At 58.5% G+C, this 20,150-nt stretch carries 19 protein-coding genes; 9 read left to right on the forward strand and 10 right to left on the reverse strand.

Annotated elements, in window-relative coordinates; all coding sequences use genetic code 11:
- Positions 1 to 165: 165 nt before the first annotated feature.
- Positions 166 to 1,227 carry a glycoside hydrolase family 25 protein gene (locus QP752_RS06365; protein WP_070362600.1) on the forward strand — a complete coding sequence of 354 codons (1,062 nt, stop codon included), beginning with the start codon at positions 166 to 168 and terminating at the stop codon, positions 1,225 to 1,227.
- Here QP752_RS06365 and QP752_RS06370 read toward each other — a convergent pair.
- The 6 genes from QP752_RS06370 to QP752_RS06395 form a co-directional block, all read right to left on the reverse strand.
- A complete protein-coding gene (locus tag QP752_RS06370) occupies positions 1,224 to 2,033 on the reverse strand; it encodes a spermidine synthase (RefSeq protein ID WP_284804950.1) in 810 nt (269 codons plus the stop codon). The genes QP752_RS06365 and QP752_RS06370 overlap by 4 nt on opposite strands.
- A 16-nt stretch (positions 2,034 to 2,049) precedes the next feature.
- Positions 2,050 to 2,799: an ABC transporter permease gene (locus QP752_RS06375; protein WP_083290951.1), complete on the reverse strand. Its 750-nt coding sequence runs from the start codon at positions 2,797 to 2,799 to the stop codon at positions 2,050 to 2,052.
- Between the two features lie 2 nt (positions 2,800 to 2,801).
- The gene (locus QP752_RS06380) at positions 2,802 to 3,548 is read right to left on the reverse strand and encodes an ABC transporter permease (protein ID WP_070479188.1); all 747 of its coding nucleotides are present in this window, start codon (positions 3,546 to 3,548) and stop codon (positions 2,802 to 2,804) included.
- Positions 3,545 to 4,459 (reverse strand): ABC transporter ATP-binding protein, encoded by a 915-nt coding sequence (locus tag QP752_RS06385; RefSeq protein ID WP_070362597.1) that lies wholly within the window; start codon positions 4,457 to 4,459, stop codon positions 3,545 to 3,547. The genes QP752_RS06380 and QP752_RS06385 overlap by 4 nt, the downstream gene beginning before the upstream one ends.
- An 82-nt stretch (positions 4,460 to 4,541) precedes the next feature.
- The gene (locus QP752_RS06390) at positions 4,542 to 5,246 is read right to left on the reverse strand and encodes a response regulator transcription factor (RefSeq protein WP_070362596.1); all 705 of its coding nucleotides are present in this window, start codon (positions 5,244 to 5,246) and stop codon (positions 4,542 to 4,544) included.
- On the reverse strand, positions 5,243 to 6,424 hold the full coding sequence (locus tag QP752_RS06395) for a sensor histidine kinase (RefSeq protein WP_284804954.1): 1,182 nt from the start codon (positions 6,422 to 6,424) through the stop codon (positions 5,243 to 5,245). The genes QP752_RS06390 and QP752_RS06395 overlap by 4 nt, the downstream gene beginning before the upstream one ends.
- Positions 6,425 to 6,524: 100 nt before the next feature.
- Between QP752_RS06395 and mnmA the strand changes: the two genes are divergently transcribed.
- Together mnmA and QP752_RS06405 are read left to right on the forward strand one after the other, a co-directional pair.
- Positions 6,525 to 7,616, forward strand: a complete 1,092-nt coding sequence (mnmA, locus tag QP752_RS06400) for a tRNA 2-thiouridine(34) synthase MnmA (protein ID WP_256060357.1) — start codon at positions 6,525 to 6,527, stop codon at positions 7,614 to 7,616.
- Positions 7,613 to 8,458 (forward strand): methionine synthase, encoded by an 846-nt coding sequence (locus QP752_RS06405; protein ID WP_284804957.1) that lies wholly within the window; start codon positions 7,613 to 7,615, stop codon positions 8,456 to 8,458. The genes mnmA and QP752_RS06405 overlap by 4 nt, the downstream gene beginning before the upstream one ends.
- Here QP752_RS06405 and QP752_RS06410 read toward each other — a convergent pair.
- Positions 8,455 to 9,138 carry a 3'-5' exonuclease gene (locus QP752_RS06410; RefSeq protein ID WP_070363535.1) on the reverse strand — a complete coding sequence of 228 codons (684 nt, stop codon included), beginning with the start codon at positions 9,136 to 9,138 and terminating at the stop codon, positions 8,455 to 8,457. The genes QP752_RS06405 and QP752_RS06410 overlap by 4 nt on opposite strands.
- 50 nt (positions 9,139 to 9,188) lie before the next feature.
- Here QP752_RS06410 and ligA point away from each other — a divergent pair, with 50 nt between their 5' ends.
- Complete coding sequence (gene ligA, locus QP752_RS06415; protein ID WP_070362592.1) at positions 9,189 to 11,237, forward strand: NAD-dependent DNA ligase LigA; 2,049 nt, start codon at positions 9,189 to 9,191, stop codon at positions 11,235 to 11,237.
- Here the strand turns inward: ligA and QP752_RS06420 are convergent.
- Positions 11,234 to 11,899, reverse strand: coding sequence for an amino acid-binding ACT domain protein (locus QP752_RS06420; protein WP_070362591.1), 666 nt, complete (start codon positions 11,897 to 11,899; stop codon positions 11,234 to 11,236). The genes ligA and QP752_RS06420 overlap by 4 nt on opposite strands.
- A 189-nt stretch (positions 11,900 to 12,088) precedes the next feature.
- On the opposite strand from QP752_RS06420, the gene gatC reads away from it, so the two are divergent.
- The 5 genes from gatC (at position 12,089) to gatB (ending at position 17,720) form a co-directional block, all read left to right on the forward strand.
- Entirely contained in the window at positions 12,089 to 12,388 is a 300-nt protein-coding gene (gene gatC, locus QP752_RS06425; RefSeq protein ID WP_070362590.1) for an Asp-tRNA(Asn)/Glu-tRNA(Gln) amidotransferase subunit GatC, read from the forward strand.
- Between the two features lie 2 nt (positions 12,389 to 12,390).
- Positions 12,391 to 13,872 carry an Asp-tRNA(Asn)/Glu-tRNA(Gln) amidotransferase subunit GatA gene (gene gatA, locus QP752_RS06430; RefSeq protein WP_256006515.1) on the forward strand — a complete coding sequence of 494 codons (1,482 nt, stop codon included), beginning with the start codon at positions 12,391 to 12,393 and terminating at the stop codon, positions 13,870 to 13,872.
- A 199-nt stretch (positions 13,873 to 14,071) separates the two neighbouring features.
- Entirely contained in the window at positions 14,072 to 15,103 is a 1,032-nt protein-coding gene (locus QP752_RS06435) for a 6-phosphofructokinase (RefSeq protein ID WP_070479179.1), read from the forward strand.
- 90 nt (positions 15,104 to 15,193) lie between these two features.
- Positions 15,194 to 16,198, forward strand: coding sequence for a bile acid:sodium symporter family protein (locus tag QP752_RS06440; RefSeq protein WP_070479177.1), 1,005 nt, complete (start codon positions 15,194 to 15,196; stop codon positions 16,196 to 16,198).
- Positions 16,199 to 16,220: 22 nt separating this feature from the next.
- Positions 16,221 to 17,720, forward strand: a complete 1,500-nt coding sequence (gene gatB, locus QP752_RS06445) for an Asp-tRNA(Asn)/Glu-tRNA(Gln) amidotransferase subunit GatB (protein WP_070479176.1) — start codon at positions 16,221 to 16,223, stop codon at positions 17,718 to 17,720.
- Between the two features lie 77 nt (positions 17,721 to 17,797).
- On the opposite strand, the gene QP752_RS06450 is transcribed toward gatB, so the two are convergent.
- Together QP752_RS06450 and QP752_RS06455 are read right to left on the reverse strand one after the other, a co-directional pair.
- The gene (locus QP752_RS06450) at positions 17,798 to 19,231 is read right to left on the reverse strand and encodes a hypothetical protein (protein WP_070479174.1); all 1,434 of its coding nucleotides are present in this window, start codon (positions 19,229 to 19,231) and stop codon (positions 17,798 to 17,800) included.
- A gap of 348 nt (positions 19,232 to 19,579) precedes the next feature.
- Entirely contained in the window at positions 19,580 to 20,041 is a 462-nt protein-coding gene (locus QP752_RS06455) for a MarR family winged helix-turn-helix transcriptional regulator (RefSeq protein WP_070362584.1), read from the reverse strand.
- Between the last annotated feature and the right edge of the window lie 109 nt (positions 20,042 to 20,150).

The following is a 20,150-nucleotide window of genomic DNA, read 5'->3' on the forward strand; positions in this document are numbered from 1 at the left end:
GAATCCGGGTTTTGCCGCCCGTCGTGACGAGAACTTGCTGGTCGTGTCTGCGTGTGGTGGGAATGTGGTGCCCAGCCAACATACAGGCAGATAGTACTGAAGCGTCTGATGATTTGTGTGTGTCGCGTGTGAATGGTGTGACTGGTGTGCACTAGAGTGTCGCGTATGTATGTAGCCCCTAGACTTCGCTCTGCAACCGCGGCTTTTGTGGCCGCGACGCTTGCCCTTGCGCTTACTGTTTTTGCACCTCAATCGTTGAGTCCTCATGCGGATGCTCAATCAATCCCTGGTCTGATCTCTGGCGTTGATGTGGCTGATCACCAGCGCCCTGGTGGTGCGCCAATCAACTGGAAGATGGCAGGAACGGTCGGTGGGCAGCACTTTGCGTTCGTCAAGGCGACTGAGGGAACGACGTACAAGAACTCGTTTTACGAAGAAGATGTCAAAGCTGCTGCAGATGCAGGTTTGAAGGTCGGTGCATATCACTATGCGCGACCGGGGATGGACCCTATTGCGCAGGCTCGCCACTTCGCAAACGTCATTAACGCTGGCCCTGCGCAGCAGCTGCCACCAGTTCTTGACCTTGAGGTCGATGAGGGGCTTGGTCCAACACAGCTCGCGGCGTGGACGCAGATCTTCCTCACTGAGTTGGAGCGTGCATCGGGCAAGCGGCCGATGCTCTATACCTACCGTTATTTCTGGTACGAGCGGATGAACAACACCAACGCGTTTACTAGCTACCCGCTGTGGCTTGCCGCATACCAGAACCAGCCGCCACGTCCGGTCGGTGGCTGGGACAAGTTGACGTTCTGGCAGCGTAGCGACTCCGGCCGGGTCGCTGGTATTCCGGCGACTGTCGATATGAACTTGTTTAACGGCACCGGTGCACAGTTCGGCGGTTTCGCCGCTGGCAATCTCGGTTCCGCAGGTGGCGTCCTTGAGACGTTCCAGGTGCCGGACTCCGATCAGCTTGAGGTTCTGGAACAGAACAGCACGGCGCTGGTCGTCGCGATCCTCGCGTTGGCCGCCGGTGCCCTGGGTGCATCACAGGTTGCGTCGGAGGCTGCGAAATTCGGCTTTGATATTAAGGACGCGAACAACATCGCTGGCCTTGTCCAGCGCCTGGCTTCTCAGGGCGAACTGCCCGTGGATGACCTGCGTAACATGATGATTGGTGATTACCAGGTTGGTGACCTGCTGATCCTGTTGGATAACGCTGCGCACTAGACGTCGGTAGGCGCGTCGTAGCGAGGGCTCGTAGCAAGGCTACGGGCCCATTTTTCGTGCTTGAACTGCGCAGGCACGGCGCCTTTGAGCAGTTCACGGTTTAGCGAAGGGCTGGCCTCGATTGGTGTGTTTGCGGCGATGAGGACGATGTTGCCGTAGCGGCGGCCTTTCAGCATTGGTGGGTCCGCGATTGCGGCAACGTGTGGCCACACTTCGAGCATGCCAGCCAGTTCTTCCTTCGCTTGTTTGAGATCCGCGTGGCTGCCGCAGTTTGCCACATATATTCCTGACGGGCTGAGTGATTTCCGCGCTTGCTCGAAGAACTCCACCGTGGTCAGGTTTCGTGGAGTGATCGCTGATGAGAAGACATCGCGAATGATGATGTCGCGGGTGTTGGGTTTGAAGCTGTCGGTGACTTCGCGGGCGTCACCGACTCGTATTTTAACGACGGGTGAACGGGGGATATCGAAAAGTTCGCGGGCGAGCTCGGCAAGTGACATGTCAATTTCCACGACAGTGTTGCGCGAGCCGTTCCACTTAGAAGCAAAGCAGCGGGGCAGTGTGCAGGCAGCGCCACCGAGGTGGGTTAGGCGTGGTTTGGGCCAAAGGGGGACGTCGACAAGCTGTTGGTCGTTCAGAAAATCAGCGATCCACCTCATGTATTCGAAGTCCAGCCGTTCTGGGTCGCCGGGGACGATGTGGGAGCTCGGCACGCCGTTGACGAGGAGCACCATGGAGCCGTCCGGTTCGTGGAGAACCTCCGCAACGCCGGTATCGATTTCATGGAATTCACTTTTTGCTGCCATGCACAGTGACAGTACCTTACGCCTTCACGTCGACATGGTGCAGGTACACGACGGACGCAAGCCACGCTGTGGCAGTAAGCAGCAGGGTGCTTGCGAGGACGCCGGACACCGCACTCCACTCGAGGATACCCGAGCCCGCGACTGCGTTACCGCCCATCCACAGCATCGTGGCCACGCCGACGGGAGGAAGCAGAAACTGCGCTACTGTGGCGCCGGCAGCAATTGCACCAAAAGCGACGAGGCTGGCCACCACGCCAAGGGCGACTGGCATGGCAAAGTTGCGGACCAGCATTGAAGCGAAGCTTTGCCACGCGGCCACTGCCATCGCAGGAACCACAGCGAGTAAGGACGATGCGAGTAGGGCCATCGGCGGCATGCCTGATAGGCCAGCGACCCAACCACCGATAGTGCTCAAGACGATGAACACGCACTGCATAATTGAGGTCATCGCGATGAGTACAGCAAGTTTTGCGGTGACCAGACTCGCCGCCGATCTGGACGAGGTAAGCAACGTGTTCCAGTTGCCGCCACGGTGCTCAACGCGCCACGTGGAGGACGCGAGAATCGAAATACCCGCCACCATGAAAAGCATGCCGTAAAATAGCGTCGCCTGGGACCAATAGCTCGTCCACCCGGATTCCAAAGTCTCAGAGTTGGCGGCGTAGTTGCCAGCACCGAAGACGACGGAGACGAGTGGGATGGCGACGGCAACGATTGTGATGTAAGTGCGCCGAAGTTTACAAAACTCGTTAACGATCATGTCCATGATTAGATTTCTTTCCTGTCGAGTATTCGCGTTATTGCAACGAACCCTGTAGCGAGCAACACGACGTAGACACACCACGAAGCCCAACCTGGTTGCGTAGGAACTGCGCCTTCGTTAGCGAAGGTGTATGGGAGTAGGACTGCAAAATAGCCGAAGGGGTTCATCTCAGCGAGCCACACAGGGGAAAGCAGCGAGGTGATGCCGAGGAAGCCTCCCGCCACGCCAAATGCCAGCACTCCTACTTGCGATTCAGTGACCGCTGCGAGCACGAACATGGCGCTGGTGATCGCTAGGCTAGTGACAACGGCTGCAACTCCGTACACTGCCCAGGCTCCAGCTGTGCTTCCGCTAGGCAGCGGCGCACCCAGCAATACTGGTAGCGCGATGCACGCCGTGAACTCCATCAGCTTGAGCGTGACGATGAGAGGCGCCACTACTCGGAACTTTCGTCGCAGCAGCGAGCCCTTGCGGACGCCAGCAACCGCGTTGAGCAGCCACCCGCCACTTGCATGCTCGTTATCGACGGCGCGACTGGCAATGAGCGCCAATTGCAGTGGGGTGAGAAATGCGAGCGACATCGCAACCGCAATCAGTTGGCCCGACCATGCTGCCTCCGGGGCAGCGGTGAACGCGTCGATTTGGCCGTCTGAGAACAAGCTCATACAAGCGAACAGTACGATGCCCAGGGAGAGCACGCCGCCCAGTAGCGAGATGTGCGTACGACGCAGCTTCAAGAATTCGATGCTCATGCGCTAAGCCCCTTGCGTCCTGTCATCCCAATAAAAATTTCTTCCAGGCTGCGGTGCTTTCGCAGAACCTGGTAGATCGGGACTCCGTGATGGACGAGCTGCGCGCATGCAGTAGCAACGGCCTCCTCGGTAAGTCCGGGTAGTGCCACGCCCCCGGAAACGATGCGTGGTTGCAAGTCTCGTAGAACTTCGGTGGCAACGGCTGCCTGTGGGGTTTGGACGTAGACGTCGGGGAGGTGGGCGTCGAAAAGCTGCTGCTTCGAGCCTTGAAATATGAGCTTGCCTTGGTTGATAATGCTGAAGCTGGTGGCCATCTTCTCCATTTCGGAGAGCAAGTGACTTGAAACGAGGACAGTACGGCCTTCGTCGCGTGCGAGACTGATGATAAGCTCGCGGATTTCTTCGATACCTGCAGGGTCGAGGCCGTTGGTTGGTTCATCGAGGATGAGCAATTGAGGGTCGCGTACGAGCGCGATTGCGATGCCGAGGCGTTGCTTCATGCCGAGCGAATAGTTCTTGACCTGTTTGTCCATGTGCTTTTCCAAGCGAACAAGTCGTACCGCGCGCTGCGCGTTTGCAGAATCGGCTTTGAATAGACGCGTCACAATCTTCATGTTCTCCGCACCGGTGAGGTGCGGGTATGCCGCTGGCGACTCGATGAGTGAGCCGATGCTAGCGAGTACCTCGCCGCGTGTTGAGCGGGTCATCGGCTGCCCCAGCACGGTGATCTCCCCGGCAGTTGGTGTGGTCAGGCCGAGCAACATTTTCATTGTGGTTGATTTGCCGGAGCCGTTCGGCCCCAGGAGCCCGTGCACGGCGCCCTGCGGAACCTCAAGCGAAAGCTTGTCGACGACTGTGTGCGCACCGTAGACCTTCGTCAGGCCCTTCGTAGTAATGATTGGTGAGTTCATGGTGTTCACTATCGCCAAGTGAGGCTCCGAAAGCGTCGGAGCTTGGTACGATCTTGCAAGTCATACCGGGGGATGATGGTGCTTAGCCATCGAGGAGATCGGAACGATCGACAAGGCCCGTGCGATAGGCGAAGAGCGCCGCATGCACGCGGTCGCGCGACTGGGTCTTGGACAAGATCCTCCCGACATGCGTCTTCACCGTTGGCATGGAAATGAACATGCGCTCAGAGATCTCCGAGTTTGACCAGCCACGACCGATTGCGATGAGTACTTCGCGCTCGCGGGCAGTGAGCTCGCCAAGCGCCATGCGGTCAGTCGCAGAAATTGAAAGCTCCTCGTCGGCGTGTGCGGCTTGGCGCGTGCTGTGAGAGATCCGAGCAATGATGCGTTTGGTGGCGCGCGGAGAGATGACGGCATCGCCAGCAGCGACGGTACGGATGGCGTCGAGAAGTTCCTCGGGTTGTGTGTCCTTGAGCAAGAACCCACTGGCGCCGGCCCGCAGTGCGTCCACGACGTAATCCTCGTCATCGAACGTGGTGAGGATAATGACCTTGGTTTGCGGGAAACGGCTGGCGTACTCGGCCGTCGCGGCAATGCCGTCGAGGATGGGCATTTGCACATCCATCAGCACTACATCGACCGGGTGGGATGCCTGTTGCTCGAGTGCCTCAGCGCCGTTCGAGGCCAGCCAATCGACGCCCAAATCTGTCTGGGAGTCGATGACGAGCTGGATACCGTGGAGGAAGAGTGCCTGGTCGTCGACGATCCCTAAGCGAATTGTGCTCATGCATGCTCCAGCGTGTCGGGGTGTATCACTCCGGCGAGACCTTGCTCAACGTAGGGGATTCGCACTTGCGTGACCCACTCTGCACGCCCGCTGTTGGTGGGGGTGGGGCCTGCCTGCAAAGTTGCCCCGATAAGAGCGGCGCGCTCCCGCATCCCACGCAAGCCGTGGCCATTGACAAGGCTTGCTGCAGTGCCATCGAATCCATTGTTCACACGGATTACCACTTGTTTTTCCTCCCACGTCACATCAAGCAAAGCAGCGCCGTCGCCGTGTTTGAGCGCATTCGTGAGAGCCTCCTGGACCACGCGTCTGGCCGCAAGGGACGTAGCAAGTGGTAGCTGCTCTGGTGCAGATCCCGTTTGCGAGTAAGTGATATCCAGGCCGCCGAGTCGACTCGTACGAACCAGCTCTTCGAAATCTAGAGACACTGGTGAAGGTTCCACCGACCGCGACTCGGGCGCACGAAGTAGCGCGACCACTTCGCGCATTTGCGCCAGGGATTCCCGTCCGACCTCTCCGATTACTCGAAGGGCTTTGTCGCAGTCCCCGCCGTAGCGTCCGCCATCGGCCTGCGCAACAATCACAGTGAGCGAATGGGTAACCACGTCGTGGATCTCGCGGGCAAGGAACGCGCGTTGCTCAGACATAGCCTGTTGAAGCTCGATCCGTTGCTGCCGCAGCGCCTGCTCGAGCTCGCGGGTTGCGGCTTCTTCGGTCCGCCTGCGTAGCTCGCCGAAGAGTCCAGCCGCCACTAGCAACGTGGCGCTCCACGCGAGGTAGGGAAGCTGCTGCTCAAAGGGCATGCTCCGAGGCACGGGCGATACGAGTGAGAGTGCCACGAGGTCTCCTGTAACGAGCGCAATGGCAGCGAAGTCGCGAAGAACTGGGCGAACATTGCGACGGATGATGTAGGCAGTGAAGACCCCAACGACAATCACCGCTACCGTGAGGTTCGTGCTGAATGCACGCATCCCCAATAGGACGAATGCGGTGAGCACAGTTGCAGTTGGCCATCGCCAGCGGGAAAAAGGGGCGACGATAGCCCACAGCAGGAGAGGTACGACCGCCCATGCAGATCTCGTGGCACTCAGGACACCAAGCGAAGCACACACGCCGAGGACAAAAGCGATGCTTGCGTCACGAATGCGGACCGGCATGCGGGCAGTAAAGGGAGGCATATCCATAACCTAATCGACCTGCGCAGGGCTGTCGTCATGCCACGGTATGATTCGCCGGGCGCTTTCCTTCTCCTTCTACTCGCGGGTACACTTCCGCCACATGCGAGTTTTAGTGGCGATGAGTGGAGGCGTGGACAGCTCGGTGGCCGCAGCACGCCTTGTCCAGGCTGGCCACGACGTTGTGGGAGTGCATCTGGCGCTCTCACAGGACCCGCAGGCCACCAGAGAGTCGGCACGCGGGTGTTGCTCGCTGGAGGATTCTGCGGACGCTCGACGTGTGTGCGACAAACTCGGGATTCCATTTTATGTGTGGGACTTTTCCGATCGCTTTAAAGCCGAGGTTATTGATAATTTCGTGTGGTCGTACGAACATGGTGAGACCCCGAATCCATGCCTGCGATGCAACGAGAAAATCAAGTTTGCGGCCCTGCTCGAACGCGCAATTGCACTTGGTTTCGACGCCATTGCAACCGGGCATTACGCAACTATCGACGAAGACGGGAACCTGCGGCGCTCGGTGGACCCGCTGAAAGACCAGTCTTATGTGTTGGGAGTGCTGACGCGTGATGAGCTTGACAAGTGCATCTTCCCAGTCGGCGATACGGAAAAACCTCAGATTCGTGAGGAGGCGGCAGCGTTCGGGTTCGCTACCGCGCAGAAGCCGGACTCCTACGATATTTGCTTTATCCCGGACGGCAACACCCAGGCATTTTTGGGTAGGTCCATCGGTATGCGCCCAGGAATCGTGCGCGATCAGGACGGCACCGAGCTCAAAGAGCACGACGGCGCGTTCCAGTACACCATCGGACAGCGCCGTGGACTCAACCTTCGCGTGCCAGCCCAGGACGGAAAGCCGCGCTACGTCACCGATGTCGACGCCACCACGGGCACGGTTACTGTCGGCCCCCGCGAGGCGCTCAAGGTATGGCAGATCGACGCAGACCGCCTGAAAGTATTGCATCCGGCGATGCAAGGTGAGTTCGCGGCCAATGTACAGATCCGTGCGCACGGCGGGGTCGTCGCCTGCCACGCACGCGTTGAGGGCGACAGCATGCATCTCGAGTTGGAGACGCCCCTGGAGGGAGTCGCGCGAGGGCAGGCTGCCGTGTTGTACTTGCCTGACCCGGACGGGCGCGGTGACGTGGTGCTGGGGTCCGGCACGATTTGTGGGACTTCGAGCGTGCAACCATGACGGCGTTCGGCCTCGGGGAGTTGCCCGGCACAGACCTCGTCACTGCCGCGGACGTTGTGCTTTCAGAATCACCGCTGCCACACATTCCACAGCTGCCAGAGCGTGGGATCGGGAGTGACCTGATTGGGCGAACGGCCGCGCTGCTCGACATTCCCATCGACCGCGGCCCGCGCGGATGGCGCGTTGGCACCCAGCACCGGGCGGTGCGTGACCAGATGGATCGCGACCTGGATGTCCTGGAATCGCTGTGGGCCGGCAAGCTCGATGCGATCAAAGTCCAGGTTGTCGGTCCTTGGACACTTGCAGCAGAAATTGAGATGCGCAATGGACACCGCATGATCACGGACACTGGTGCGCTGCGGGATGTGACCGAGGCGCTTGCACAGGCTATTGACGATCATCGAGAAGATGTGGGGCGTCGATTAGCTCCGACAGTGCTGCAAATCGACGAGCCAAGCCTCGACGCCGTGATGAGAGGCTCACTGCGTGGTGCGACTGATGCCGAACGCATCCCGGCATACCCAGAACCGGAGGAGCGCCTCGCAGGCTTTGGTAAGTACCTACTCCACGCGCCAATGATGATCAACGTCCCTTGGCAGACCGTAGACCTTGCGGACCTACAATCAACCGCCGAAAAAGACCGCTTTGCGCAACTGCTCGATCGCGGCAGCCGCTTCGCGCTTGCACCCATGCGGCCAAGGGATGTGTGGAACGTGCTCGACGAACTCCAAACCGACCCTGGGGCCTGCAGCTTCGACGTGTGGGCACGACCCGCGGATACGTTGAAACAGGCCGCTGCGAACTACCGTGAAGCCGCTGAAATGGCGGAAGGGCTGCGCTAACTCGCATCCCCGATCATCGGCCACGACGTCGTGAGGTTTGAGACATCACGCCCCTTCGACTCGAAGAACTCCCGCAACTCTGTTTGGAGTTTGTAGTACTCCACGGCCTGAAACTCCATCAACTCGTCCGTGCTCATCTGGGCGAGTTCAGGGTAGGTGGAGCGGACCTGCTTCCACGCAAGGCGCGCAGCGGCGGTCGCATCAGCCGTCGCATCGTGAGCGTTGTCGAGCTTCACTCCGTACAGCTCGCACAGAGCGCCGAGGTTGCGTTTCCCCTTCCTGTAGCGGTCCTTCGCCCGGTCGATGACGAGAGGGTCGAAAACCGGGCCGGTTACAGTGAAGTCTCCGGTGAGCTGTCGCAGCACAGAAAGGTCATACGGCGCGTTAAAAACGATGAGAGTGAGGCCGTCCTCCCAACCGCGCTTAATCATGTCAACTGTTTCTTGCAAGACCTCATCGTGCGGGCGGCCGTGCGCGCGGGCGTACTCCGTGGTGATGCCGTGGACCGCGGCAGCCTCTGCGGGTATCTCAACCCCTGGGTCCGCGAGCGCCTCGTGCGCGTTCGCCTGCGCACCGTCGATCGTGACAAGGGAGGACGTCACAATACGAGCAGTGCGTGGGTTCACAGAAGTCGTCTCGAGGTCGAAGGACATCATGCGGGATGCGTCGAAGAAAGCCATGCACATTACCTTACTAACCGTGTCGGACAGAGACGCTAGACTTGCACGTTATGAACGAAAATGTGAACGAATTGCCTGCTAATGACGTCGATGTGCGTCGACTCTGGGATGAGATTGCCAGCCAAGTTCGTCACCATCGGGATCTGTACTACAACAGCCAACCCGTTATTAGTGACGCCGAGTTTGATGAGCTTTTCCAGCGCTTGGTGCGACTTGAGGAAGAGCACCCCGAGCTCGCTGTTCCGGACTCACCGACGATGCAGGTCGGTGCGCCGACCGGCGGTGCGTTCGACGATGTCGAGCACCTCGAGCGGATGATGAGCCTAGATAATGTTTTCTCGGAGGCAGAGCTACGAGACTGGCTGGCAAAGGCGCCGGGCCCGTATCTGACAGAGCTCAAGATCGACGGGCTTTCGATCGACCTCGTGTATGAAAACGGCGAGCTGGTTCGCGCTGCTACGCGTGGTGACGGGCGCGTGGGCGAGGACATTACGGCCAATGCAAAGGTCATTGAAGATATTCCGCACCAGCTGCAGGGCGATGCCCCGGCGCTAGTCGAGGTGCGAGGGGAAGTTTTTATCCGGCCCGAGGACTTCCCAGATCTCAACGCTGCTCGCATCGAAGAGGGCGGGAAACCGTTCGCGAATCCGCGCAACGCGGCTGCCGGAGGCTTGCGTCAAAAGGATCCCGAGGATGTGAAAAAGCGCAAACTGCGGATGATTTGCCACGGCATCGGTGCGCGCGAGGGGTTTGCCCCGAAGACCCAGCACGAAGCCTACGAGCAGATGGCAGCCTGGGGGCTGCCAGTGTCTGAATACACAAAGCGCGCAGCAACTGCTGATGCGGTGGTGGATGCCGTTCGCTATTGGGAACAGCACCGCCACGACGCGATCCACGAGATGGATGGGCTCGTTGTAAAAGTCGATGCGGTTGAGGAACAGCGCCAACTAGGAGCGACGTCGCGGGCGCCACGGTGGGCGATCGCGTACAAGTACCCGCCGGAGGAGGTCACGACGAAACTGCTCGATATTGAGGTTTCCGTTGGGCGAACTGGCCGAGTAACACCGTACGCGGTAATGGAGCCGGTTTTCGTGTCTGGTACGACTGTCGCCATGGCGACGTTGCACAATCCGACCGAGGTCCGCCGCAAGGGCGTCCTCATTGGTGACACGGTCGTAGTGCGTAAAGCTGGCGAGATTATCCCTGAGGTGTTGGGTCCCGTCGCAGATCTTCGCACTGGAGAGGAGCGGGAGTTCGTGTTCCCCGCGGAGTGCCCAAGTTGCGGGGCAACGTTGGCGCCTGCGAAGGAAGGGGATGCGGACTGGCGCTGCCCGAATACGCGTTCATGCCCGGCCCAGCTGGCGCAACGTCTGAAGTACCTCGCCAGTCGCGGCGCCTTTGACATTGAGGCGCTGGGCGAAAAGGGCGCGCAGGACATGATTGACACTGGTGTGATCCAAGACGAGGGCGACCTGTTTGATCTCACAGAGGAAGACCTCAAGAAGTCACAGGTCTACACCACGAAGAAAGGTGCGGTAAATGCCTCTGGCCGCAAGCTACTGGAGAACCTCGACACTGCGAAAAATGCCGATTTCTGGAGAGTCCTCGTCGCGCTTTCGATTCGACACGTCGGTCCGACCGCAGCTCGTGCGCTCGCCTCCCGTTACGGCAACATGGAAGCGCTTGTCGACGCCCCACTGGAGGACCTTGCGCAAACAGACGGAGTAGGCGCCATCATTGCGGAATCGTTCCAAGAGTGGTTCCGCGTTGACTGGCACCGCGAGATCGTCGAAAAGTGGACAGCTGCTGGCGTGACGATGGAAGTTGATGCCGCCGACGTTGCTCCGCAAACCCTTGAGGGGATCACCGTGGTGGTGACGGGCACGCTCGAGGAATACACGCGTGATGGCGCGAAAGAGGCGATCGTGTCGCGTGGTGGTAAGGCATCGGGGTCTGTGTCAAAGAAGACGGACTTTGTGGTCGTCGGCGAAAATGCCGGTTCAAAAGAGCAAAAGGCGCGTGAGCTCGGCCTCAGGATTCTCAACGAGGAAGAGTTCACCCGCCTGCTCGAACAGGGGCCAGAAGGAGTTGAAGACTAGGAAATTATCGAACCGATGATGGTTCCCAAGTCTCCGATCTGAGCTACCTCTGATGCAAGGAAATCAGGGCCGCCGATGCGACCGACAACGAGAATGTACTCGGAGGCGCCGAGGGGAGTGATGGCAAGCGCGGTATCGAGTTGCCACCACGACTCTGGTGTCCACGCGTCGTTGTCCGGAACGAGCACCCGCGCATGCTCGAGCGGTGGCATGATTGGGTGGGATTGGTCATCTTCTGGTGCAGCCTGGGAGGCGCACAGGCGGTCGAGTCCTTCGGGGGTGTGCTTCAGCACCACGGCCCAGGAAGAGGTCATTGCCTGGGGGATCATCACGGTTAACTCGTCGAGTGCCTGCTTCGGATTGTTTGCAAGCTCGGCGATTTTCGCCAGCATCCGGATGTGCCCACTGCGGTCAACGCGCCCAGTGAACGGGCGGATCGAATCAACTTCAACGCCGTCGATGGCTGAAGCTGCTGTAATGAGTGCGTCGACCATCGTTCCGGTGGGCAAGCTGACAACAATGTCGTCAGTGACGGTACCGCTTGGATCAGTCTCGACGATGTCGACGGACTGAATATTTGCGTCGATTACGCCGAAGGCTTCCGCGAGTTCGCCAAGACTGCCGGGTAGGTCGGGCAAGGTCACTCGTACGAGGTAAGACATAGGCTCTTTTATAGCACTGCATACGGACAGCATGCTGCCAATTACATGAATATATGCATGCAATTGTAAAAATGAGGCGAAAAGGGATGGGGCGATGGTGTGGTGTTGCCTAGTGCGATGCGGGTTCTGGGGATAACGTAGAATGAACACGTTTTAGTGGCTAACCTACGGTAAAGATTGGACTTCACATTGGCTGAGATTTCACGCGATGAGGTCTCCCGCATCGCACGCCTCGCGCGAATTGCGTTGCAGGAGGATGAGCTTGACCAGATCGCCCAGCAGCTCGACACCATTGTTGACGCTGTTTCGAAGGTGCAACAGGTCGACACTGATGGGGTGGAGCCGATGAGCCACCCCCACTCGATTGACGCTGGCATGAGGCCGGACGTCGAGAAGAAGACGTTGACGCAGGCGCAGGCCCTTGACCAGGCCCCTGAAGTTGATGAAGAGCGCTTCGTAGTTCCACAGATCCTTGGAGAAAGTGAGTAGGCATGACTGAGTACACGCTTCCATCTGAAGGCATTGTGTCGCTTCCAGCTCACGTGCTTGCACAGAAAATCCAATCCGGCGAGCTGACGTCGCGCGAGGTTACCCAGGCATTCCTGGACCGCATTGCGGAGACTGATAACGAGCTCGGGGCATTCCTACATGTCGGCGCCGAGGAGGCTCTCGCTGCGGCAGACGAGGTGGATGCCCAGGTCGCTGCTGGTAAGCCACCGGCTTCAAAGCTGGCTGGTGTACCTCTGGCACTGAAGGATTTGCTGGTGACGACGGATGCTCCGACCACCGCTGCATCGAAGATGCTTGAGGGATACCGCAGCCCGTACGACGCTACGGTAGTCCGCAAGTTGCGCGAGGCCGGTATCCCAATTCTGGGCAAGACGAACCTCGACGAGTTTGCGATGGGTTCCTCCACTGAGAACTCCGCCTATCAGGTCACCCGTAACCCGCATGACCTCGAGCGTGTTCCGGGTGGATCTGGCGGTGGTACCGCTGCTGCACTTGCCTCTGGCCAGGCACCAATTGGTATTGGCACTGATACCGGTGGCTCTATTCGTCAGCCGGCATCGCTGACAGGCACCGTCGGTGTGAAGCCGACGTACGGCGGTGTTTCCCGCTACGGTGTGATCGCTTGTGCGTCGTCGCTGGATCAGGTTGGACCGTGTGCGAACAACGTCCTCGACACGGCGTTGCTGCACGAGATTATTGGCGGCCACGACGAGTTCGACGCCACAAGCGTTGACACTCCGGTACAGGAGCTCGCAGCTGCCGCTGAACAGGGCGCTTCGGGCGATCTGTCTGGCGTGAAGATCGGACGCGTGAAGCAGTTCTCGCGCCCAGGTACCCAGCCAGGCGTCACTGAGCGTATCGACGCCGCCTTTGCACAGTTCGAACGTCAGGGCGCAGAGATCGTCGAAGTGGACTGCCCGAGCTTCGACGACGTCATGGGCGCGTACTACATCATCCAGATGTCCGAGGTTTCGTCGAACCTCGCGCGCTTTGACGGTATGCGCTATGGTCTGCGCACGGGTGACGACGGCAAGCACTCTGCGGAAGATGTGATGGCGTCGTCCCGTGGTGACGGCTTCGGCCCGGAGGTGAAGCGTCGCATCATCCTCGGCACGTATGCGTTGTCTGTTGGTTATTACGACGCCTACTACCTGCAGGCGCAGCGTGTGCGTACCCTCATCGCGCAGGATTTCCGTCGGGCGTTTGAGAAGGTGGATGTCATCGCTGGCCCGGCCGTTCCTCAGACTGCGTTCAAGATCGGGGAGAAAGTCGACGATCCGTTGGCAATGTACAACTTTGACCTCTTCACCTTGCCGTTGAACCTGGCAGGCCTCCCGGGCATGAGCGTCCCGGCGGGGACGGCAAGCGATACTGGTCTTCCCGTTGGCTTGCAGATTATTGCTCCTGCTTTTGAAGACGAGCGCCTGTACCGTGTTGGTGCGGCGTTTGAGGCTGGACGCTAGCTTTCTTATCTGGCATATCCACCACGACCCCGCAGGTTACTGCCGCGGGGTCGTTTTCATTTTGATAACACCTTAATCGTCTATGTTGTGGATTTGTGTGTGAATGGGAGCATCAATTTGACGCCTGTGACCAGCGGAAATCAGATTTTTGGGCATGCGGAATAAGCCCTTTTGCCTTGAAAGCGCTAGGGTTGTGTGTATGCGACTTGCCACTCTTACCTCCGGCGGCGACTGCCCAGGGCTGAACGCCGTCATTCGCGGAATCGTCCGAACTGCCAGCGCGGAATATGGCTCGACAGTTGTCGGGTACCTCGATGGCTGGGTCGGGCTGATGGAAGACCGCAGGATTGACCTGTACGACGATGCGTTTATCGATTCGATTTTGCTGCGCGGCGGCACCATCCTGGGGACCGGCCGTTTGCACCCCGACAAGTTCAAAGCCGGTATCGACACTATTAAGGCGAATATGGATGACGCCGGTATCGACGCCCTGATCGCCATTGGCGGCGAAGGTACCCTCAAGGGTGCCAAGTGGTTGTCCGATAATGGCATTCCAGTTGTCGGCGTTCCAAAGACCATTGACAACGACGTCGCCGCGACTGACTACACGTTCGGCTTTGACACCGCAGTATCGGTTGCTACCGACGCGATTGACCGCCTGCATACGACTGCAGAATCACACAACCGCATCCTGATTGTCGAAGTGATGGGCCGCCACGTCGGCTGGATCGCACTCCATGCCGGTATGGCAGGTGGTGCACACTACACGGTCATCCCTGAGGACCCATTCGACATTGCAGATATTTGCAAGGCAATGGAGCGCCGCTTCCAGATGGGAGAGAAGTACGGCATCATCGTTGTCGCCGAAGGCGCTATCCCGAAAGAGGGCACGATGGATGCAGGCCTCGGTGAGGAAGACGAGTTCGGTCACAAGACCTTCAACGGGATGGGGCAGATCATCGCTGACGAGATTAAGCGCCGCCTCGGTTACGATGTCCGAACTACGGTGCTGGGGCACATCCAGCGCGGTGGTACGCCAACGGCGTATGACCGAGTGCTTGCCACTCGTTACGGCGTGCACGCAGCCCGTGCCGCACACGAAGGCAACTTTGATACCTGTGTAGCCCTGCACGGTGAGGATATCGATCTCGTGCCGCTCGAGTCCGCAGTGGCACACCTGAAGACGGTTCCGGAACACCGGTACAAGACTGCACGAAGCATGTTTGGATAAGAAATTTTTGGGTGGAGCGCCCGCGCCAGTGCAAAAGATTTTTGCGGAAACTGGCGCGGGCGCTCCTTTTGTGTGTCTATAGTGTGACCTATGACTGTTTCGGTAGATGAGAAAAGAGAACCATCTAGCGGGAATGCCCAGGACCGCGCTGCATACCTCGCAACGCTGGGCTTCCCAGTGCTAGTACTGATTGGCTTCGCGCTTGGTGCAGCAGCACCTGGCGCGGTCGCCCCAATTTCTGGTTGGACTACGTGGCTCCTGGGCATTGTGATGTTCGGCATGGGGCTTACCTTGCGTCCAGTTGATTTTCGTCTCGTTTTTTCGCGTCCGCTCCCGGTACTCATCGGTGTGGTTGCGCAGTTCGTCATCATGCCTGCTATTGCAGTAGCTATCACTGTGGTGCTCGGTCTGCCGTCTGAAATCGCGGCAGGTGTGATCTTGGTTGGATGCGCACCAGGTGGTACGTCATCCAACGTCGTTAGCTACCTTTCCCGTGGTGACGTAGCTTTGTCGGTCACTATGACGTCGATATCGACGCTGCTTGCACCAATCATGACGCCGCTGTTGACTCTGTGGCTGGCAGGCCAGCACATGCCAGTGAGTGCAGCAGCAATGGCGCTGTCGATCGTCAAGATGGTCATCGTTCCAATCGTGCTCGGTCTCGTCGTGCGCCTCGTGCTGCCTCAGCTTGTTGACGCCATCTTGCCTGCGCTGCCGTGGGTCTCTGTGATTGCGATCTCGATGATCGTGGCGATTGTCGTGCAGGGCTCCCGTGAGAAACTTGCAGAGGCTGGTCTCTTGGTGCTGCTGTGTGTAGCAATCCACAACATCCTGGGGTACCTGCTGGGCTACCTGACTGGAAAGGTCACGCGTCAGCCGGAAACCGCTTCTCGAACAATGGCTGTCGAGGTTGGGATGCAGAACTCCGGCCTAGCCGCCACGCTTGCCGCACAGTACATGAACCCAGTCGCGGCACTTCCAGCGGCAGTGTTTTCTGTGTGGCACAACCTTTCCGGTGCGGTATTTGCGTTCATCTGTCGCTCCGTAGACCAGCGGAAACGTGCTATGGGCGCGCCAAGCGACACGGAGAACTAGGAGAGCACTACACTAGAGCACTATGACTGCGTACGACCTGATGGATTACGACGAAGTACTGGAAAAATTCGACCCGGTTATGGGGTTGGAGGTACACGTTGAGTTAGCAACCGAGACCAAGATGTTCTCGACATCTTCAGCCCACTTCGGTGCGGCGCCAAACACCAACGTCGACCCTGTGTCGCTTGGGTTGCCTGGCGCATTGCCCGTCGTTAATGCAAAGGGCGTTGAGTGGGCAATCAAGATCGGCCTTGCGCTGAACTGCAAGATTGCGGAAAGCTCGCGCTTCGCGCGTAAGAACTACTTTTACCCGGATCAGCCGAAGAACTACCAGATTTCGCAGTACGACGAGCCGATCGCGTACGACGGCTACCTGGACGTCCTGCTCGATGACGGTACTGAGTACCGCGTTGAAATCGAGCGCGCGCATATGGAAGAAGACACCGGTAAGCTGACGCACCTCGGGTCTGCCTCGGGGCGCATCACGGGTGCGACGGCCTCGTTGGTTGACTGTAACCGCGCTGGTGTTCCGCTCATTGAGATCGTGACGAAGCCGATTATCGGTGCAGGGGAGCGTGCTCCCGAGGTCGCTCGTGCGTACGTTGGCGCGCTCCGCGAGCTTGTGAAGGCTCTCGGTGTCTCTGATGCACGCATGGACCAGGGGTCGATGCGCTGTGACGCGAACGTTTCGCTGCGCCCGATCGGTCAGGAGAAGTTCGGTACCCGTACGGAGACGAAGAACATCAACTCCTTGAAGTCGGTTGAGCAGGCCGTCCGCTTCGAGATGATGCGTCAGGCACAGGCGCTCGTCAACGGCGAAGAGATTGTGCAGGAGACCCGCCACTACCAGGAGAAGGATGGCTCGACGTCGAAGGGGCGTCCAAAAGAAGAGGCCTCTGAGTACCGCTACTTCAACGACCCAGACCTGCCCCCAGTAATTGCGAAGCCTGAGTGGGTGGAGGAGATCCGCAAGACGCTTCCGGAGCTTCCGTGGGTGCGCCGGGCTCGAATCCAGGAAGAGTGGCAGTTGCCTGAGAAGGAGTTCCGCGATTTGGTGAACGCTGGCGCGTTGGATCTGGTTGTGGATACAGTCGAGGAAGGTACGACTCCTGACGAGGCGCGTGCTTGGTGGGTGTCGTACATTCAGAGCAAGGCAAACGAGCTCGGCAAGGACCTTGACGCAGTTGGAGTGACGCCAAAGGACGTTGCTCGTGTGGTCGAGTTGGTGAAAGAAGGCAAGCTGACGACCAAGCTGGGTCGCCAGGCTATCGACGGCGTGATTGCTGGCGAGGGCCATGTTGATGAGGTTGTCGCTGCTCGTGGCCTCGAGGTGGTGCGTGATGATGGCGCTATCGAAAAGGCTGTCGACGACGCGTTGGCTGCCAACCCGGACATCGTTGAGAAGTACCGAGCCGGCAACAAGAAGGTAACCGGCGCGATTGTCGGTGCCGTGATGAAGGCAACGCAGGGCAAGGCTGATCCTGGTCAGGTGAACAAGCTGATCGCGAAGAAGCTGTCCTAAGCTACATCGCATAAAGGAGCCCCCGCGCCGATTCGAACCGGTGCGGGGGCTCCTCCATGTACTGCAACGAAACGGATCTATTTGCCCTTCGATGCGTTCTTGACGTCCTCGTCGGTGACGGCTGGGAACGTGCCAGTTTCGTACATCTCTGAGTAGGCCTCCCAGTCGATTGGGTCGTCGTGTGAGTCGGTGTCACCAGGTGCACCGTCGTACTCCTCGGAGTCGGGGTCGAGTGCCGGTGCGTCGTCGAGCGAGAACTCATTCTCTGGATCAGCGTGGAGATCCGCAGCGACTTCCTCCTGGACGGATTGCCACAGGTGTGTGTCACCAACGTGGGACTCGGTGACCAGATCTTCGACCTCTTCGCGCTCCTTCGCGGACAGTTCGCTTTCTGCTGGGTCCAGCGCGGTTTCTGCGAGCTCTGCGAGGCGCTCACGTCGTTTGGTCTCTGCCGCGATACGTCCGCGGTCCTTGAACCAGGAAATAAGCATGACGATCGAGAGCACAAGTCCGAGATAGCCAACGACAGGGTAGACCCAACCAACGAGGGCCGAGAAACCGATGAAAGACAGCGCGAAGCCAATGCCCACCACGATGAAGTAGATGAGTCGAAACTTTTCCTGGCGGCCATGAGCGAGACGCCGCGCCATGGCGTAGAACATGCCTACCGCGGTGTTGTAGATCATCAAGTAGATCAGCAGCGAGACGACGAAGCCGACCGCTGGGTGCATGTTGTCAAACACCATGAGCAGTGGGAAGTCGGCGCCGTAGACGCCTTCCATGTTCATGAAAATGATGAAATTCAGGATGACCAGTAGGGTTGCAAAGATGAACCCGCCAAGCAATCCGCCAATGCCAGCTTCGCGAGGGTTGAGCTGCGAGCCCGCAATGACGAGGATCATCGAAACAGCCATGATGATGCAAAGCGTTGCGTAGTTGACTGCAGAGAGCAACCAGTTGTTGCCCACACCTGTAGCAGGTGCGTTCTGCATGGAGAGCTCGTTGATCTGGCTGATGTTGTCTGGCATGTGCACCAGCGTGATCATCAGCGCCACGATCACCGCGACGATAAGAAATGGCGTGATGATGGAAATGACGTTCGTGAGCTTGTCGACGTCCAGGAACCCCGAAAGGACAAGCAGGACGGTCATGATGGCCGCGCCCACCCAAGTTGGGAGCCCGAACTGTTGGTCAAGGTTCGAGCCTGCACCGGCGACCATGACGAAGCCGATCGCAAAAAGGGTGAACATCGTGGCGACGTCCATAAATTTCGATACAAGTGGCTTTGATACGTTCTTAAAGACGGCGCTGTGGTCGTCAGCGAGGTAGAAAGAACCCAACTGGAAGAGCGTCGAGCCAACGACGACGATAATGATGCCAGCAACAATCGAGCCGACAAGGCCCCAGTAGCCGTACGCGAGGAAGTACTGAATCACTTCCTGGCCGGATGCGAAGCCAGCTCCGACGAGCAACCCTACGAACGCGAGTGCCACACGGATAGATTTACGCATAAAATTTTGTCCCTATTGAATATGTAGAAATCGATATAAAAACTTAGCGGTGGCGTTATTGCAACGTCCACCGAACGGGAGTTGATGGTATCAAAGGCATTTCTCCAGCGCACACCACAAAACGGACGGAACAGTAGTGTTAAAGGCTCTGGGGGTGGCGCTGATAAGCGTTCGGCCTTGGTGGGCGTGGGTTGCGACTATCGAATAAACCGCCTGGTAGTAAGGGAGAAGTTGCCAGGTGATCAGACGGGGGAGGTGCGGAGACGTGTGGAGAGAGAAGCTGGCGTCAAAAAGAATGGGATGCACGCCAAAGCGTTATGGAACTGTTACCTTGGCTAGGCTCGTGCCCTAATGGTCTGGTCCTGCCTTGGCGACGATCTTCTTCATGATTCGGTTGAGTTGGTCGGCCTCTTCCGGCGTAATGGAATCGAATACGAGCTCGCGCAGCTTCTGAAGGTAACCAGGCGTGGACCGCACGATGAACTCGACGCCGTCTTTGGTGAGCGTGGCGATGTTGGTGCGGCGGTCCGTCGAGTCTTGGCTTCGTGCCACGAGCCCACGTCTCTCCAAACGTGCGACGATATGGGACAAGCGTGATGCAGACATCTGTGTTGCCTTCGCGAGTTGGCTCATCGTGATCTTCTGATCGTCAGCTTGTGCGATCTCTACCAGTGCAAGGTAGTCAGACAGATTCATGCTTTCATTGGCCTTGAGTGCTTCGTCAAGGCGGGCAGGGATCCACGAGATCATTGCCCACATAGTGAGCCAAATTTCAGTGTCGTGTTCATCAAGCCAACTGAATCGATGCATGTGATGAGATGTTAGTAACTACAACAGATTTCAACCTAATTTTGTTCAGAGTCCCAGCTTCCGGGGCTACGTTTGAACGAAGGTGGCGTCTTTTATGGCAAGAAGTTTT

The organism is Corynebacterium sp. UMB10321, assembly GCF_030228725.1.
In the GTDB taxonomy this organism is placed as follows: Bacteria; Actinomycetota; Actinomycetes; order Mycobacteriales; family Mycobacteriaceae; genus Corynebacterium; species Corynebacterium pseudogenitalium.

Bases quoted from the DNA above. Each gene is read 5' to 3' on its own strand.
- gatA (WP_256006515.1), top strand. From the start codon at position 12,391: ATGACTGAGTACACGCTTCCATCTGAAGGCATTGTGTCGCTTCCAGCT.
- QP752_RS06420 (WP_070362591.1), bottom strand. From the start codon at position 11,899: ATGTCTTACCTCGTACGAGTGACCTTGCCCGACCTACCCGGCAGTCTT.
- QP752_RS06435 (WP_070479179.1), top strand. From the start codon at position 14,072: ATGCGACTTGCCACTCTTACCTCCGGCGGCGACTGCCCAGGGCTGAAC.
- QP752_RS06385 (WP_070362597.1), bottom strand. From the start codon at position 4,459: ATGAACTCACCAATCATTACTACGAAGGGCCTGACGAAGGTCTACGGT.
- QP752_RS06380 (WP_070479188.1), bottom strand. From the start codon at position 3,548: ATGAGCATCGAATTCTTGAAGCTGCGTCGTACGCACATCTCGCTACTG.
- QP752_RS06370 (WP_284804950.1), bottom strand. From the start codon at position 2,033: ATGGCAGCAAAAAGTGAATTCCATGAAATCGATACCGGCGTTGCGGAG.
- gatB (WP_070479176.1), top strand. From the start codon at position 16,221: ATGACTGCGTACGACCTGATGGATTACGACGAAGTACTGGAAAAATTC.
- QP752_RS06410 (WP_070363535.1), bottom strand. From the start codon at position 9,138: ATGGCTTTCTTCGACGCATCCCGCATGATGTCCTTCGACCTCGAGACG.
- QP752_RS06455 (WP_070362584.1), bottom strand. From the start codon at position 20,041: ATGCATCGATTCAGTTGGCTTGATGAACACGACACTGAAATTTGGCTC.
- QP752_RS06395 (WP_284804954.1), bottom strand. From the start codon at position 6,424: ATGCCTCCCTTTACTGCCCGCATGCCGGTCCGCATTCGTGACGCAAGC.
- QP752_RS06405 (WP_284804957.1), top strand. From the start codon at position 7,613: ATGACGGCGTTCGGCCTCGGGGAGTTGCCCGGCACAGACCTCGTCACT.
- QP752_RS06440 (WP_070479177.1), top strand. From the start codon at position 15,194: ATGACTGTTTCGGTAGATGAGAAAAGAGAACCATCTAGCGGGAATGCC.
- mnmA (WP_256060357.1), top strand. From the start codon at position 6,525: ATGCGAGTTTTAGTGGCGATGAGTGGAGGCGTGGACAGCTCGGTGGCC.
- QP752_RS06450 (WP_070479174.1), bottom strand. From the start codon at position 19,231: ATGCGTAAATCTATCCGTGTGGCACTCGCGTTCGTAGGGTTGCTCGTC.
- QP752_RS06390 (WP_070362596.1), bottom strand. From the start codon at position 5,246: ATGAGCACAATTCGCTTAGGGATCGTCGACGACCAGGCACTCTTCCTC.
- QP752_RS06375 (WP_083290951.1), bottom strand. From the start codon at position 2,799: ATGGACATGATCGTTAACGAGTTTTGTAAACTTCGGCGCACTTACATC.
- QP752_RS06365 (WP_070362600.1), top strand. From the start codon at position 166: ATGTATGTAGCCCCTAGACTTCGCTCTGCAACCGCGGCTTTTGTGGCC.
- ligA (WP_070362592.1), top strand. From the start codon at position 9,189: ATGAACGAAAATGTGAACGAATTGCCTGCTAATGACGTCGATGTGCGT.